The 15,415-nt window shown below is 66.5% G+C and carries 16 protein-coding genes; 7 read left to right on the top strand and 9 right to left on the bottom strand.

The genetic code is table 11. The annotated features are described in order from the left end of the window. Positions 1–11: 11 nt before the first annotated feature. Both XH93_RS26615 and XH93_RS26620 read right to left on the bottom strand, forming a co-directional pair. Complete coding sequence (locus XH93_RS26615) at positions 12–2,186, bottom strand: xanthine dehydrogenase family protein molybdopterin-binding subunit (protein ID WP_194469762.1); 2,175 nt, start codon at positions 2,184–2,186, stop codon at positions 12–14. Between the two features lie 2 nt (positions 2,187–2,188). Further along, positions 2,189–2,650: a (2Fe-2S)-binding protein gene (locus tag XH93_RS26620; RefSeq protein ID WP_139484592.1), complete on the bottom strand. Its 462-nt coding sequence runs from the start codon at positions 2,648–2,650 to the stop codon at positions 2,189–2,191. 192 nt (positions 2,651–2,842) lie between these two features. On the opposite strand from XH93_RS26620, the gene XH93_RS26625 reads away from it, so the two are divergent. Continuing rightward, the gene (locus XH93_RS26625; RefSeq protein ID WP_139484591.1) at positions 2,843–3,724 is read left to right on the top strand and encodes a LysR family transcriptional regulator; all 882 of its coding nucleotides are present in this window, start codon (positions 2,843–2,845) and stop codon (positions 3,722–3,724) included. Between the two features lie 36 nt (positions 3,725–3,760). On the opposite strand, the gene XH93_RS26630 is transcribed toward XH93_RS26625, so the two are convergent. Beyond that, a complete protein-coding gene (locus XH93_RS26630) occupies positions 3,761–4,333 on the bottom strand; it encodes a hypothetical protein (protein WP_194469763.1) in 573 nt (190 codons plus the stop codon). Positions 4,334–4,672: 339 nt separating this feature from the next. Here XH93_RS26630 and XH93_RS26635 point away from each other — a divergent pair, with 339 nt between their 5' ends. From XH93_RS26635 to XH93_RS26645, 3 genes are read left to right on the top strand one after another with little or no spacing between them, the layout of a single operon-like run. Next, entirely contained in the window at positions 4,673–5,164 is a 492-nt protein-coding gene (locus XH93_RS26635) for a Twin-arginine translocation pathway signal (protein WP_194469764.1), read from the top strand. A 20-nt stretch (positions 5,165–5,184) separates the two neighbouring features. Next, the gene (locus XH93_RS26640; protein WP_371814792.1) at positions 5,185–5,823 is read left to right on the top strand and encodes a ferric reductase; all 639 of its coding nucleotides are present in this window, start codon (positions 5,185–5,187) and stop codon (positions 5,821–5,823) included. A gap of 17 nt (positions 5,824–5,840) precedes the next feature. Next, the gene (locus XH93_RS26645; protein ID WP_194469765.1) at positions 5,841–6,788 is read left to right on the top strand and encodes a fumarylacetoacetate hydrolase family protein; all 948 of its coding nucleotides are present in this window, start codon (positions 5,841–5,843) and stop codon (positions 6,786–6,788) included. A 201-nt stretch (positions 6,789–6,989) separates the two neighbouring features. Here the strand turns inward: XH93_RS26645 and XH93_RS26650 are convergent, their stop codons facing one another. Together XH93_RS26650 and XH93_RS26655 are read right to left on the bottom strand one after the other, a co-directional pair. After that, positions 6,990–7,208, bottom strand: a complete 219-nt coding sequence (locus XH93_RS26650; protein ID WP_194469766.1) for a hypothetical protein — start codon at positions 7,206–7,208, stop codon at positions 6,990–6,992. A 707-nt stretch (positions 7,209–7,915) separates the two neighbouring features. After that, entirely contained in the window at positions 7,916–9,490 is a 1,575-nt protein-coding gene (locus tag XH93_RS26655; RefSeq protein WP_194469767.1) for a S10 family peptidase, read from the bottom strand. A gap of 158 nt (positions 9,491–9,648) precedes the next feature. Here XH93_RS26655 and XH93_RS26660 point away from each other — a divergent pair, with 158 nt between their 5' ends. From XH93_RS26660 to XH93_RS26670, 3 genes are all read left to right on the top strand, one after another. Next, positions 9,649–10,428, top strand: coding sequence for an NAD kinase (locus XH93_RS26660; protein WP_139484583.1), 780 nt, complete (start codon positions 9,649–9,651; stop codon positions 10,426–10,428). Positions 10,429–10,583: 155 nt separating this feature from the next. After that, on the top strand, positions 10,584–11,129 hold the full coding sequence (locus XH93_RS26665; RefSeq protein WP_139484582.1) for a response regulator: 546 nt from the start codon (positions 10,584–10,586) through the stop codon (positions 11,127–11,129). 9 nt (positions 11,130–11,138) lie between these two features. Further along, positions 11,139–11,717: an Hpt domain-containing protein gene (locus XH93_RS26670; protein ID WP_194469768.1), complete on the top strand. Its 579-nt coding sequence runs from the start codon at positions 11,139–11,141 to the stop codon at positions 11,715–11,717. A gap of 54 nt (positions 11,718–11,771) precedes the next feature. Here the strand turns inward: XH93_RS26670 and XH93_RS26675 are convergent, their stop codons facing one another. The 4 genes from XH93_RS26675 to folE form a co-directional block, all read right to left on the bottom strand. Further along, on the bottom strand, positions 11,772–12,953 hold the full coding sequence (locus tag XH93_RS26675) for a DUF2336 domain-containing protein (protein WP_194469769.1): 1,182 nt from the start codon (positions 12,951–12,953) through the stop codon (positions 11,772–11,774). A 154-nt stretch (positions 12,954–13,107) separates the two neighbouring features. Beyond that, a complete protein-coding gene (locus tag XH93_RS26680) occupies positions 13,108–14,109 on the bottom strand; it encodes a transglycosylase SLT domain-containing protein (RefSeq protein ID WP_194469770.1) in 1,002 nt (333 codons plus the stop codon). Positions 14,110–14,226: 117 nt separating this feature from the next. Next, positions 14,227–14,655: a phosphoribosyl-AMP cyclohydrolase gene (gene hisI / locus XH93_RS26685; protein WP_194469771.1), complete on the bottom strand. Its 429-nt coding sequence runs from the start codon at positions 14,653–14,655 to the stop codon at positions 14,227–14,229. A gap of 27 nt (positions 14,656–14,682) precedes the next feature. Beyond that, positions 14,683–15,378 carry a GTP cyclohydrolase I FolE gene (folE, locus tag XH93_RS26690; RefSeq protein ID WP_194469772.1) on the bottom strand — a complete coding sequence of 232 codons (696 nt, stop codon included), beginning with the start codon at positions 15,376–15,378 and terminating at the stop codon, positions 14,683–14,685. Positions 15,379–15,415 lie beyond the last annotated feature (37 nt).

The following is a 15,415-nucleotide window of genomic DNA, read 5'->3' on the forward strand; positions in this document are numbered from 1 at the left end:
CGCGGTTCGCCTTACGCCTGCTTCAGCAGCGCCGGATCGATCGGCATCTTGCGCAGCCGCTTGCCAGTCGCCGCGAAGATCGCGTTGCTGATCGCCGGCACGATGCCCGACGTGCCGGTCTCGCCCATGCCGCCCGGCGGCTCCGTGCTCGGCACGATATGCACCTCGATCGCCGGCGCGGCGTCGATCCGCAGCATCTGGTAGCTGTCGAAATTGCCCTGCTCGACCCGACCGTCCTTCAGCGTGATCTCGCCATAGAGCGCGGCGGTGACGCCGAAATTGATGCCGCTCTGCAGCTGCGCCTGCACCGTGTTCGGATTGACCACGGTGCCGCAATCCATCGCGCAGACCACGCGGTGCACGCGCACCGAGCCGTCCTTGGCGACTTCGACTTCGGCAACCTGCGCGAGATAGCTGCCGAACACGAATTGCAGCGACACGCCGCGGCCGCGTCCGGCCGGCAGCTTCTCGCCCCAGCCGGCCTTGGCCGCCGCCAGCTCCAGCGCCGCCTTGGCGCGCGGCGACTTGCCGAGCAGCGCGCGGCGATACGCCACCGGATCCTGCTTGGCCGCCGCCGCCAGCTCGTCGATCATGCTCTCGGCGACGAACACGTTGTGCGAGGGCCCGACGCTGCGCCAGAACGCGGTCGGAATGCCGGGCGGCTCGACCCGCACATATTCGACATGGAAGTTCGGGATGTCGTAGACCAGATCGATCGCGCCTTCGGTGGTATCCGGATCGAGGCCGTTGCGGAACACCGGCGGCGCCCAGCGCGCGAGCACCGACGATCCGGCAAACCGGTTGTTCCAGGCGACCGGCTTGCCCACCGCATCGAGGCCGACGGAAATCCGGTCGAACCAGTACGGACGGTACATGTCGTGCTGGACGTCTTCCTCGCGGGTCCACACCAGCTTGACCGGCGCGTCGACCTGCTTGGCGATCTGCACCGCGCGGATCACGCTGTCGACCTCGAGCCTGCGGCCGAATCCGCCGCCGAGCAGATGATTGTGCACCACGACCTTCTCCGGCGGCAGGTTCAGCACCTTCGCCGCCACCGCCTGCGCGCGCGACAGCGCCTGGCTGCCGAGCCAGATCTCGCAACCATCCGCGCGCACATGCACGGTGCAGTTCATCGGCTCCATGGTGGCATGCGCGAGGAACGGCAGTTGATAGGTCGCCTCGACCCTGGTCGCCGCGCCGGCCATCGCCTTGTCGGCGTCGCCGACATTTTGCGCCACCGCGCCCGGCCTGGTGGTGGCGGCCTCGAGCTCGCGCGCGATGTCCGCCGTGCTGAGCTTGGCGTGCGGACCGTCGTCCCACTCGATCGTCAGCGCGGCGAGGCCCTTCTTCGCCGCGCCCATGTGATCGGCGATCACGGCGACCGCATCCTCGACCTGAACGATCTGGCGCACGCCCTTGACGGCCTTGGCGGCCGCATCATCAACGCGCTTGACCTTGCCGCCGAACACCGGCGACTGCGCCAAGGTCGCGATCTTCACTCCGGGCGGCCGGACATCGATGCCGTACATCGCGGTGCCGTTGATCTTCGACGGCGTATCGAGCCGCTTCGCCGGCGTGCCGATCAGCTTGAAATCGGCCGGGCTCTTCAGCGTCACCTGCTCCGGCACCGGCAGCTTGGCTGCGTCGGCGGCCAGCGCGCCATAGCCGAGCTTGCGGCCCGAGGCTGTGTGCATCACCTCGCCCTTCTCGGCGCGGCAGGAGGCGGGATCGACCTCCCAGCGCTTCGCCGCGGCGGCGACCAGCATCGCCTTCGCGGTGGCGCCAGCCTTGCGCATCGGCTGCCAGGAGCCGCGCATCGCGTTCGAATTGCCGGTCGCCTGCACGCCGAGCAGCGGATTGGCATAGAGCTTGTCGCTCGGCGGCGCGTGCTCGAGCTGAATCTGCTTCAGCTCGACCTCGAGCTCCTCGGCGATCAGCATCGGGATCGAGGTATAGGTGCCCTGCCCCATCTCGACATAGGGCATGGTGAGCACGATGCGGCCGTCGCCGCCGATCTTGACGAAGGCATTCGGCTCGAAATTGTCGGACGCGGCCAGCGCACCGTCGCCGCCGGCGAGCGGCAGGCTGACGCTGAGCAACAGGCCGCCGCCGGCCACCGCCGTCGCCCGGAGGAAATTGCGCCGCGACAGCTCGGCCGCGCGCTCGGAAAGATTCGTCAGCGTCATGATCAACCTCCCGACTGCGCAGCTTGCTTGATCGCTTCGCGAATGCGCACGTAGGTGCCGCAGCGGCAGATATTGCCCGCCATCGCGTCGTCGATATCGGCGTCGGTCGGCTTCGGCTTGCTGGCGAGCAACGCCGACGCCGACATGATCTGCCCGGACTGGCAGTAACCGCATTGCGGCACCTCGTGCGCGAGCCAGGCGTCCTGGATCTTCTTGCCGGCCGGCGTCTTGCCGACCGCCTCGATGGTGGTGATCTTGGAATCGCCGATGCTGTCGATCGTGGTGATGCAGGAGCGCACCGCGGTGTCGTCGAGATGCACCGTGCAGGCGCCGCACAGCGCCATGCCGCAGCCGAACTTGGTGCCGGTCATGCCGAGCACGTCGCGCAGCACCCACAGCAGCGGCGTATCGCCGTCGGCGTCGACCGAATGACTGGTCCCGTTGATATTGATCTGGAAGGCCATCGCGACACTCCTGTCCTGGTTCGGCCTGCAAGGACGCTCGCGCGGTCGCCCCCTCCGGGCGCGGTCGGCAAGCATTTCGCATCAATCCGGCGCGCTGGTCGCGCCGATTACTCACTCGTGGTAATAAATCCAATTCCGGCGCCGCGTTAGTGACGCCCTGTTCCATTATGAAAGAACCATTGGTTTATAATCATGGACCGACTGACCAGCATGGCCGTATTCGCCAAGGTCGCCGATCTCGGCTCCTTCACCGCGGCGGCCAAGGAGCTCCGGATCTCGCCGACCATGATCGGCAAGCATATCCGCTTCCTGGAAGAACGGCTCGGTTCGCAATTGATCAACCGCTCGACGCGGCGGCAGAGCCTGACCGAGCTCGGCCGCAGCTACCTCGATCACTGCAAGCGCCTGCTGGAAGAGGCCGAGGCCGGCGATGCGCTGGTGGAGGAAGCGATGAGCGCGCCACGCGGCAAGCTCCGCGTCGCCACTTCGGTCGCGTTCGGCTCCTACAGCCTCGCGCCGGCGCTGGTGCGCTTCATGAAAATCTATCCCGAGGTGACGGTCGACCTCGTGCTCAGTGACAAGATGGTCGACCTGCTCGAGGAGGGCCTCGACGCCGCGATCCGGGTCGGCACGCTGACCGACTCCACCATGATGTCGCGCGCGCTGTCGCCCTACACCGGCGTGGTCTGCGCCGCGCCGAGCTATCTCGCCGAGCGCGGCACGCCGGCGCATCCGCGCGACCTCGCCGGCCATGAATGCCTGCGCTATCCCGGCTGGTCGGACGGCCAGCGCTGGACCTTTCTCGGGCCCGACGGCGAAATCCATGTCGACGTCAAGAGCCGCCTCACCATGAACAGCACCTTCGCAATCCGCTACGCCGCGCTCGCCGGCGCCGGCATCGTGTTGATGCGCGACGAGCTGCTCGCCGGCGATATCGCCGCCGGCCGGCTCAAGGTGCTGCTGCCGGACTACCGGACGCAATCCCGCGCCCGCCAGATCCTGTGGCCGAAGCACCGCAAGATGACGCCGAAGCTGCGCGCGCTGATCGATTTTGTCGTGGAGACGTACGGGTGAGGCAGCGGGCTACGCTTGCTGGTCCTGAATGAATCCTCAGCGTGCGCCGCCGGGATGATCTGCCTCGTAGCGGGCAGCCGCCGCCTCGAACATGCGGCGCCGCTGCTCGCGATCCAGGCGGTGCTCCTCGAGAGTCATCGCGTCCCATTCGCTGCGTTCGGCGGCAAAGAAATCGCCGCCATAGATGTGGATCGCGCCGGTCAGCCGATCGATCGGATTGATGACCGAGTGGATGATGTCGGCGCCGAAGGCCACGGCGTCGCCTTCGCAAAGCGCCCGCGCGCCGGCGGCCTCGACCTTTTTCGGCGTATCGGGAATGCGGCGCCAGAAGATGTTGTCTTCGCGCCCCGAGTAAACGCCGATCATGGCCCACATCCGGTGATCGTGCGGCATCACCATCATGCCTGGCGCCCAGACTACGTTGAGGATCGTGAGCTTGTCCGAATGGAAGAGAGCGCGGCTTTCTGGGCGCGTCGGCTCACCCAGCCCTCTGAGCACGGCCGCCGGGTCGGACACCGCGCGTGCAAGGACCTCGCGGACCGCCTTGTGGGTAGGCTCCGCCGCAAAAGCTGCGCGGCAGCCGGCGATGAATTGCTCGGGGTCAAACATACCAATCTCCTGTGAGAGACCAATGGCTGTTAACTGGACCGTCTGCGAGCTGCCTCGCTTGAAGATTCCATGAACGCTTGAGCGACCGGGTCCCCTAACACGCAACGGAGACAATCGGCTTGATGCGCACGCAACTCCACCGCTGCGGCGGAACAAACTACCTCACCTTCCCTTCTTCGGCCATGCGTTTGCGGACCCGGCATTTTGCGTTGCGAGACCGGCGCGCCATTCACAACACTTTTATTGCGACGCGTCGCGCGGTTCGCCTCCTTCAACTGGGCGACTTGCGTCTGTTGTTGTAGTCTTGGAGAAGCACCACGGACGTCACGAGGGTTTCACATGACCGCCGTCCTACTCAACCGCCGCACCCTGCTCGCTGCCGGCGGCTCCGTGCTGGCAGCATCCGCGGTTCCCGCGCTGCTGTTGCCCGCCCGCGCGCAGAACCTCGCACCGACCCCCTCGATGCTGGGCGGGTCTAACAACTACCTCGCGGGCGCGCCGGTCGTGGAGCGGATCGGCAAGGGTGGCTTCTGGATGAGTGGCACGGTGCGCCGCGCCGGCGATGGGGCGCCGCTGGCCGGGCAGCGCATCCAGATCTGGGCGCACACCATCGAGGGCCGCGAGCATGAACCGCATAGTCATGGAGCCACGCTCACCGACAAGAATGGCGCGTTCCGTCTCGAGATTCCGCAGATCATTCCTGTCTTCGGCCAGCCGCATGGCCACCTCGCCTATGACAGCGGTGAATTCAAGACCGTGTTCCTGCGTCCGGTGATGGGGAGCCCCAAGGATACCAGCCTGGAGGCGCACTTCGTCCTGCAGCCGGCCTGACCGAGTTGCCGACGAGAGGATTGAGATTGGCCCGGGTGACCCTGATCTGGGTCGCCGTCGCGTTGGCCGTTGGCGTGCCGATCGCCGCAGCCGCGCTAAGTCCCCTGCTCGCATGGCGCGATCCGCTTTACATCCTGGCCGGCTTCGCCGGGATCGTCGCGCTCGGCGTCATGCTGTTTCAGCCGGTGCTGATCGGCGGATACCTGCCGGGACTGCCCGGCCGGATCGGCCGGCGCGTCCATCTGTTCACCGGAGCCACGCTGGTCGCGGCGGTGGTGATCCACGTCGGCGGCCTCTGGATCACCAGTCCGCCCGACATGATCGACGCCCTGACCTTCACGTCGCCGACGCCGTTCTCCCCGTTCGGGGTGATCGCGATGTGGGCGATCTTCGCCGTCGCCGTGTTGGCCGCGTTCCGACGGCGGTTGGGACTGCGGCCGCGAACTTGGCTCTTCGCGCATAGGCTGCTTGCGATCGTCATCGTGGTCGGCAGCGTGGTCCATGGCATACTGATCGAGGGGACCATGGAGATGGTCTCGAAGCTTGCGCTTTGCGCACTGGTCCTCGCTGCGACCGTCAAGGTCATGGCGGATCTCTGGATGTGGCGAAGGCGCGCGAGGTTGCGCGACCGGACCGACGTCGGCGCAAGCTCGGCATAAGGGGTGAGGAATACGCGATGAAGCTGGTCTATTTCGATGATTTCAAGCTCGGCGTGCTGAAGGGCGACGCCGTGGTCGACGTCAGTGCCGAGGTCAAGGACATCCCGCATATCGGCCCGGGCGATCTGATGAACGGGCTGATCGAGCATTGGGGCAGCTATAGGCCGCGGCTCGAGGCGGCGGTCGCGCGTAGCGCCGGCGTGCCGCTGTCCGGCATCCGCATCCGTCCGCCGGTGCCGGGCCCGCGCACCATCGACTGCATGGCGGTCAACTACATGGAAGATGGCACGCGCAGCGCGCCGGCGCCGATCAACGCCTTCCACAAATCGCCGAGCGCGATCATCGGACACGGCGACACCATGGTGCTGCCCGACGTGCCGGCCACGATCTTCGAGGGCGAAGCCGAAGTGGCGGCGGTGATCGGCAGGAGATGCAGCCACGTCAGCGAAGCCGACGCGATGAGCTACGTGTTCGGCTACATGAACTTCGTCGACGGTTCGGCGCGCGGCCTGCCGCCGTCGAACAACGTGTTCTTCCAGACCAAGAGCCGCGATACCTTCGCGCCGATCGGCCCCTATCTCGTCACATCAGACGAAATCAAGCACCCGCAGTCGCTGCAGATCAGGCTGTGGAACAACGGCGTGCTGATGCAGAACTTCAATACCGACGACATGGGCCACAAGATCGCCAAGTGCATCGCCTGGCTGTCGAGCATCCACACGCTGCTGCCCGGCGACATCGTCGCCACCGGCACCAATCACCGCGGCCTCAACCCATTCATGGACGGCGACACCATCGAGCTGGAAACCGAAGGGCTCGGCCGATTGCGTTTCAGCGTGAAGGACGAGCTGAAGCGCGGCTGGGCGCGCAAGACCCGCCTCCAGATCCACGAAGAGGCCAAGGAGAAGACGGCGGGCGCCTACCCGGATTACACCCCGCAGCTGACCGGCAAATACGCGAAGTAGGCTTCGGGCCAGGTGCAGCCCGCATGAGCGAAGCGATATGCGGGACCGCGTGTAACCCGCATGTCGCTTCGCTCATGCGGGCTACGCTTGCTTGCTGATCGATCTTGTCGTGGAGACGTATGCGTGAGGCAGCCGGCGGACGAGGACGCGATCCCCACCCCGCCGACTGCCTCAATGTTGCGACCCAAGCCAATTTGGAGATCAAGCGCCGAGGCTCACGCCCATTCCCGAACTCACGTGCGGTTTCTGATCGGGCTGGAACAGCCGTTGTGCGGCCTCGGCGTTCGTCGCGCGGCGCTCGAGCCAGCGAGCCACGAGAACATCTATCCGCGCGGCGAATCGGCGTTGCGCCGCGGCCAGCACAAGCCGCGGGTCCAGGGTCTGATCGAATGGTCTCTTGACGTCGTTGCGGGCGTTCATCCTGCCCTCCTGCCGTTTCGGCGGAGGGAGCGGCCCTGCGCCGAGTGTTACACTCTTGCCTTGCGGATCAGCCCGGCCTGGAGCTGAAAATTCGGACCTCGTGTCATCGCGGACACGCACGACCAATCGGCCGGCCGAATAAGCGGCCAGACGCGGGCGGCGGTCTCTACGATATCTGCGCGTGCGTTACGCATGACGGTCCTCAAGAGTGCAGGCTGTTTCACCCGCGGCGAATGCCATGATCTAAGCGCAGAGAAAAGTCAGCGCGTCAAATGTTTTGTGGTTGCAAGGTCCGGAATCGTCGCGTGCTTGCAATTTTCGGAACGCCGGCGCGGCCGACCGGGTTCGAAAATTTCCTGCCGTCGTCAAGTGGCGAAAGTCGCGGCTTGCTCGCCATGTCCGTCTCCCCGGAAGGAGCCAGCCCTGGGAAGGATCGGCATGCGAAAAGAGATGCAAAGCTCGGACAAATCATGTCGCGAGAATGCGAAGCTGCGTCCCCACCCACAACTGTCATCGCCCGGTTCAACCGGGCGATCCAGTACGCCGCGGCCTCTCGGCTCAATCACTGCTGTCTCTGGAATACTGGATCACCCGCCTTCGCGGGTGATGACACCGCGGTTGTTGATAGTGATCGAGGACCATCCCCAACGTCGTCCCGGCGCAGGCCGGGACGACACCGGAATTGGGCAGCGAGCGACGCACTCCCCTCACCTCATCAGCGCCTCGACCTCTTTCCGGAACGCTTCGCGCGAGCCGTCGCGGGAGTAGAACATGTGGCCGCCGGGGTAGACCATGAGCTTGCTGCGATCACGGCCGGCGAAGGCCGGCAGCTGGTCGAGGATGATCTGCGAGGCGAGGTAGGGCGTGGCGAGGTCGAACAGGCCGTGGCCGATGAGGAGCTTGAGTTTTGGATCGAGCGCCAGCATCTGGCGCAGCTGCGTCACCGACTCCGCCGGGTTGATGCCGTGACCGAAATCCCAGGCCTTGTTCACGCTCTCGCTGAGCAGATGGTAGGAGCCGTCCGGCCGCCAGTTCAGCTTGCGCGTGGTGAGGTCGACGGCGGCGCTGGTGAGCGGCGCCATCAAGGGATCGCCGGAGGGATCGTTGAAATGGAAGTAGCTGGAATCGGGATAGGGATCGAAGCCCTCGACCGAGGCATCGTAGCGTCCCGTCACCTTGCCGTTCTTGCGGTCGAACTCGCGGCGGAATTCGCCGATGTCGAAGCGGCCGGCGAGCCGGCGGCTCACCGCGGCGTCGATGCCGGTCAGGCTCGCGACCTTGTCGGCGAGCCGCGCGGTGGCCTCGCTATCGGCCTGGCCCTTGATGAGGTCGAGCAGGAAATCGCCTCGCGCGTAGCGCTCGACATCGCCAAGATCCTGGCGCGTCACCGGTCCCTTGGCCTGGCGCGCGACCGCGGCCATGGTCGGCAGGCTGTTGACGTATTGCAGGATGCTGGAGCCGGCATATTCGCGGAAGTCGAGCACCGGCGAGATCAGCACAAGGCCGCGGACGCCGACGCCCTGCTGCATCTGCAGATTGCGCACCACTTTCGGTCCGCGGATGCCGCCATAGCTTTCGCCGGCGACATATTTCGGCGACGGCAGCCGGTCGTATTTTTCCAGCCAGCGGCGGATCACCAGCGCCACCGCATTGGCGTCGCCGTCGACGGAAAAGAAGCGCTTACGCGCCTCCTCGGACGTGGTGACGAAGCGGCTGTAGCCGGTGCCGACCGGATCGATGAAGACGAGATCGGTGAAGTCGAGCCAGGTCTCACCATTCGGCACGAGGTCGGGCGACGCCGAGGACACTGCGCCGTCGCCCTGGAACGAGAGCCGCCACGGCCCGGCGCTGCCGAATTGCAGCCAGGCCGACGACGAGCCGGGACCGCCGTTGAACAGGAACGTCACCGGGCGGTTCGCCTTGTCGGCGCCGTCGAGCTGGTAGGACGTATAGGCGATGTCGGCGAGCGGCTCGCCCTTGTCGTCGAACACGCGGATCGAGCCGGCGGTGGCGCTGAAGGCGAGCGTCCGCCCGGGCAGCGCGACCTGTTGCTTGGTCGTGGCGTCCGGCGGCAGGCGGTGCTGTTCGGCGACAGGCGTGCTGGCGGGGGTGGCGGCGCCGGCCTCGCCGCGCCCTGCCCGCCCCTTCTGGCCCGCGGGGGCCTGCGCGCTCGGCGAGGGCGACGGCGATGGCTGCGGGGCCTCGTCATCGGCCCGGGCTGCGGCCGCCAGGCAGACCACCAGCAGCGCGGCCGCGAGCCGTGTCGCAAAACTGTTAGCCATGTCGTTCACTCCCTGCGCCCGGTAACGATTCCAGCCGCGAACTGCGTTAATTTGGCGGCTCCGGCGAGGCAACGGTCGATCGGGGGACCATCTCGACAAGGCCGCGCAGGATGTATAGACGAGCGCGGCGTAGTCCGGGCCAAACGAGTTCGTGAGCGATGAACAACGCCAAGCGGTATGACAGGATCGCCTTCGTCGCCAGCCCGAGCGCAGAAGCGCAATCGGCGCTCGCGCAGCTCACCGCCATGTACGGCAACCTTCCGGTCGACGACTCCGACGTCGTGGTCGCGCTCGGCGGCGACGGCTTGATGCTGCAGACGCTGCACGCCCATATGCGCACCGGCAAGCCGATCTACGGCATGCACCGCGGCACCGTCGGCTTTTTGATGAACGAGTATTCCACCCACGACCTGCGCGAGCGGCTGGCGTCGGCGCGGGAGTCCTTGATCAATCCGCTGCTGATGCGCGCCACCGACATTCACGGCGCCGTCCACCTGCATCACGCCATCAACGAGGTCGCGCTGTTCCGCCAGACTTACCAGGTGTCGAAGCTGCGCATCCTGATCGACGAGCATGAGCGGATGCCGGAGTTGATGGCCGACGGCATCCTGGTCGCGACGCCGGCAGGATCGACCGCCTACAACCTCTCGGCCCAGGGGCCGATCCTGCCGATCAACGCGGCGCTGCTGGCGCTGACCCCGATCAGCGCGTTCCGGCCGCGGCGCTGGCGCGGCGCGCTGCTGCCAAACTCCGCCTTCGTGGTGATCGAGGTGATCGAGGGCGAGAAGCGCCCGGTCGCGGCGGTCGCCGACCATGACGAGGTGCGCGACGTCCGCCGCGTCGAGATCCTGTCCGACAAGACGATCGCGATGCGAATGCTGTTCGACCCCGGCCATTCGCTGGAGGAGCGCATCCTGCGCGAGCAGTTTGGCACCTGAGCCATGGATCCGGAAAACCGAGTACCGGTTTTCCGAAGAGATCCATGCAACAAGGAGGCGGCCCGGCCCGGCAACCATTCATTAACCGCGGGCGGGATATGGTTAACGCGGGGTAATACCGCATTGGCGAGGTAGTGCCCGTTCAGGGCCGGACCATGTATCGCATCGATTTCAACAAGCTGCGATTTCTGATTTGCGACGACAATCCGCACATGCGCCGCATCCTGCGCACGCTGCTGCATTCGTTCGGCGCGCGCGAGGTCTATGAAGCCGAGGACGGCGCCACCGCGCTCGAAATGTACACCCATTACGTGCCCGACATCGTCATCACCGACTGGTCGATGCCGATCTTCGACGGGCTCGAGCTCGCGCAGATGATCCGGCAGCCGGAATCCAAGGGCAACCCCTATGCGCCGATCATCATGCTGACCGGGCATTCCGAGAAGCGCCGCGTCACCGTGGCGCGCGATGCCGGCGTCACCGAATTCCTGGCAAAACCGATCTCGGCCAAGGGACTCTATCAGCGCATCCTCAACGTGGTCGCGAATCCGCGGCCGTTCATCAAGACCAAGACCTATTTCGGCCCCGACCGCCGCCGCAACACCACCAACACCTATATCGGCCCCGAGCGCCGCGGCAGCGGCGAGGTCGAGGTGCTGCAGCAACCGTCGCTGCTCGAGAAGGCGCGCACCACTATCTAGGATACCGCCATGGCGAAAGAGAAGCCCGGGACGATCGAGGTCAAGAGTTTCGGCACCCATCACGTCATCACGCAGCCCAATCCGCTGCGCAAGATGCTGCTGCGCGTGCCAGACAGCGATCTCGACGATCCCGTCGCGCGCGCGGAGAAGGCGCTCGCCGGCCTCTCCGGCGAGTTCAAGCAATGGATGACGATCGAGGCCGACCGCCTCTCCGCGGCGCATGCCGCGATCAAGCGTGACGGCTTCAACGACCGGACCCGCGAAGAGCTGTTCCGCGCCGCTCACGACATCAAGGGCGACGCCGCGACGTTCGGCTATCCCTCGGCGGCGGCGGCGGCGGAGAGCCTGTGCCGGATCATCGAGCACGCGCCGGATCTCGACGCGGTGCCGGCCGAGCTGATCGCCCACCACATCAACGCCGTGCAGGCGATCGTGCGCGAGCGCACCAAGCTCGACACCGCGATGGTGGCCGGCGTGCTGAGCAAGCAGCTGCGCGGCATCGCCGACGAATTTTTGACCCACGCCAACCGCGACCGCCCCGAGCATCTCGAGGCGATTTTGGCGCCGAGCATCGTGCCGAACGAATAGCGCCGCCGTGATTGCGGCGGCGGTTTTGCCGTTGATCTCTCGTCGGGACGCAGCCTAGGCCGCGATCAGGTCGTCGTCGTAAGGCACGACCGCAACGGCGTCTTCCGCGACCAGCCCGTCGCAGAACATCCGCGCATCCTCGCGCGCCGACTCGGTCGCAAACCTCCGCAGCAGGATCAGCAGCGGCTCGGCCGCCGAATGATCGGTTTCGCAATGGGTCAACACCCGCTCCACCATCCGCCGGTGCAGCCGCGCTGCACCGTCGCCGGTATCGACATAGCCGATCTCGTGGCTGGCCTCGAGCGCGACGCGGAACGCCGCATAGGTGGTTTCCGGCAGGCCGGCCTTGCGCAGCAGTGCCTGCAGCCCGCTGCCGCCGCGGTCGTTGAGCAGCGCGGAGACGCGGCCGTAGGGCAGCCCGGACAGTTCGGCGAGCGCGGCGCCGAACAGGTCGAGATTGCCGGACAGCAGCGCGCGCAGGATCAGCCCCGCGGTGAGCTGGCCGGTGGCGCGCAGATGGGTGATCAGGTTCTGCATGTCGGCGCCGAAGGCGCGCGCGGCGATGTTCACCGTCGAGCGCTCCCGCGCCTCGCCCGCGATCCGTTCGGCGCGGTCGGCGCCGAGCCAGTTCCGTGCCACGACGAACTGCGCCAGCGTGTCGGACAGTTTTGCCACCAGCGCCATCCGGGTCGCCGACGGCAGGTCCTCCAGCTCCAGCATCGATTCCCGGATCGCGGCGAGATGGCCGTGGCGCTCGACGATGCGGTCCCAGGAGAACGGCGCGAGCCCCGCATAGGGATTCTCGATCAGCTCCAGCGCCGCCGCCGCCGAGCCGACCTCGGCGATCGCGGCGGAGACGGAGGCCGGCAGGTTGATGCGGCGCGCGATCGCGCATTGCATCTCATCGCTGCCGGTCGCGACGATGTCGACCAGATCGGCATCGATCAACAGCGGCGAATGTTCCAGCACCGGCAGCGCGATCGCCGGCTGGTCGGCCGATAGCGCCCGCACGATCGCGGCCGGCGCCTCGGCACTGCGCGCGAAGACCTCGGCCATCGCCTGCCGCACCAAGGGCGACGGATCGTCGAGCAGCATCAACAGCGCGCCTTCGGCGGCGATGCGGTCGTCCTCGGTGAGATCTGAAATCAGCCAAGCCCGCGCCAAGGCCCGCGTGGCCTCCGCCCGCTCGCCTGCCGGAGCGGTTCTAATCCAACTAATAAACTGCCGAACGATCATGGTCCTGCCGGCTTACGCAACGAAACGGCATCGGACTGCGATGCCCCCTAAAACCAAAAATAAACCATGACGCTTAACAAAGGGTTCACCATAAACATTTGGGATTATTGACGTTTCGTTAATGCCGCCGCGTGCGACGGACGAACGTCAAGCGCTAGCCGCTGTAGGTGCCGTTGGGATCGCTGAACAGGTCGAGCCGGCCCGGCACGCGGACGGAAGGCGTCGCCGCTGACGTCAGCGAGGAGGAATTGCCCCACAATTCCTGCACCGCGGGCGAGATCGGCTGCGGGCGATCGCCGCCCTGGTAGAGGGAGCGGAACGCCGGCACCGGCTGCGCCGCTGCCGTTGTCGACGTCGCGCCGACCGGCGTGACGCCGCGCCCATCCGGGAAGGTCGAAAGATAGGACGCGGTGTCCATGGTCAGCGCCGGCGTCGGCGCGGCGCCCGCGACCGCAACCGGGCTCGTGGTGTCGCCGCCCGCCGCAGCGAACGCGGTCCGCGTGTCCTGCGAATTGGCCGCCGCGACATAGCGCGTGGTCAGCACCGAATAGACCTGAGCGACGCTGCGCGCGCTGCCGGACCTGTCGTAGAAGATCGATTGATTGGCGGCGGCCGCCTTCGGGAACATCGCCGCCGCATTGATGCTCGGCGAATCCTCGGCGCTCGAGATCAGCTTGGCGGCGCCGCCGACGCCCATGAAATGCGCCATATAGAGCTCGGCATCGGTCGGGCGGCGGCCGATCTTGCCGGTGAGCTTGAAGCTGTTGGACTGCGTCAGCACCGCCGCCATCGCGGATGCCGCATCCGGATCGTCGCGCAGCTTCATGATCGCGTTGCGCGCGCTGGGATCGCTGACCGAGTAGCTGCCGTCGGAGTTCTTGGTGATGGCGTCGGCGTATTGGCCGTAGCCGAGCTGGCTGCCGGCTTCCTTGACGGTGCCGAGCCAGGTCTGGTCGATGAACTGAAACAGTCCGCGCGCCGACGAGGTCGAGGCGCTGGCCCGCGGATTGAAGTTGGATTCCATCTTCGCGGTGGTCAGCAGGTATTGGAAGCTCGCGCCGGTGCTCGAGGCCGCCTGCTTGATCGAGCCTGCGATCTGCAGGCGTGAGCGGTCGGCACCTGCCGCGTTGGTGGCATTGAAGAGGTCGACCGCCATCTCTTCGGTGCCTTTGTCCGGTGCCTTGCCGGTTCCCTGCCGGACGCCGGCAATCGGCGCCCATATGATGTCAACCTGCCGCAATTATGGTTAACGGTGCGTTAAGCCCCGCCAACCCTACTTGCGATAGACCTCTGCCGGGTCGAACAGCCGGTCGGCGTCGACGAACGACAGGGTGACCGCGCCACCCTCCGCCTTCGCCGCGCGATAGAAGCAGGAGCGGCGGCCGGTGTGGCAGGCCGCGCCCTGCTGCTCGACCTTGAGCCACACCGCGTCCTGGTCGCAGTCGAGGCGGATCTCGACCACGCGCTGGGTCTGGCCGGAGCTTTCGCCCTTGCGCCACAGCGCGCCGCGCGAGCGGCTGAAGTACCAGCCCTCGCCGGTCGCAATGGTCTTGCGCAGCGCCTCGTCGTTCATATGCGCGACCATCAGCACGTCGCCGGTCGCGACGTCGGTCGCGACGCAGGTGACGAGACCTGCCGCGTCGAATTTGGGCTGGAACGCCAGCCCCTCCTCGCGGTCGTGATCGTGGGTCGATGCGGACACGGAAACCTCGCTCGGAAAACTGCGAGGTTACCGGTTCGGTCCTCGCACCAGGGACAGGAAGCGCTGCTGCTCGGCGGGATTGTCGCGGAACATCCCGGTGAAGCGGCTGGTGAAGGTCGACGCGCCATGCTTGGCGACGCCGCGCACCGACATGCAGGTATGCTCCGCCTCGATCAGCACCGCAACGCCGCGCGGCTTCAGCACCTCGTCGATCGCGGCTGCGATCTGCGCGGTGAGATGCTCCTGGGTCTGCAGGCGGCGGGCGAAGATGTCGGTGAGCCGCGCCAGCTTGGACAGCCCGACGACCCGCTCCACCGGCGTATAGGCGATGTGCGCCTTGCCGTAGAACGGCATCATGTGATGCTCGCACTGCGAGGTGAACTCGATGTCGCGGATGAGAACGAAGTCGTCGTAGCCGGCGGTCTCGCCGAAGGTGCGGTTCAGCACCTCGGCCGGGCACTGATGGTAGCCCTGATAGAGTTCGTCATAGGCCTCGACGACGCGGCGCGGCGTGTCGAGCAGGCCCTCGCGGCTCACATTCTCGCCGATGTAGTCGAGCAGCGTCCTCACCGCCGCTTCCGCCTCGGCGCGCGACGGCCGCGGCTGGTCGGCGCGGACGGCGGCCGCCAGGAATTCGGCGGGGTCGAGCTCGCCCGGACGGGCTTCAGGGGTTTTGGCGTCGGTCGGCTTGTTGGGGCGGATCGATTTGATCAAGGCGTCCATGTCTTCTCCGTTCGACCGGCCCTGGCATTCACCCTTG

The sequence above is a fragment of the Bradyrhizobium sp. CCBAU 51753 genome, from assembly GCF_015291565.1.
Classification (GTDB): domain Bacteria; phylum Pseudomonadota; class Alphaproteobacteria; order Rhizobiales; family Xanthobacteraceae; genus Bradyrhizobium; species Bradyrhizobium ivorense.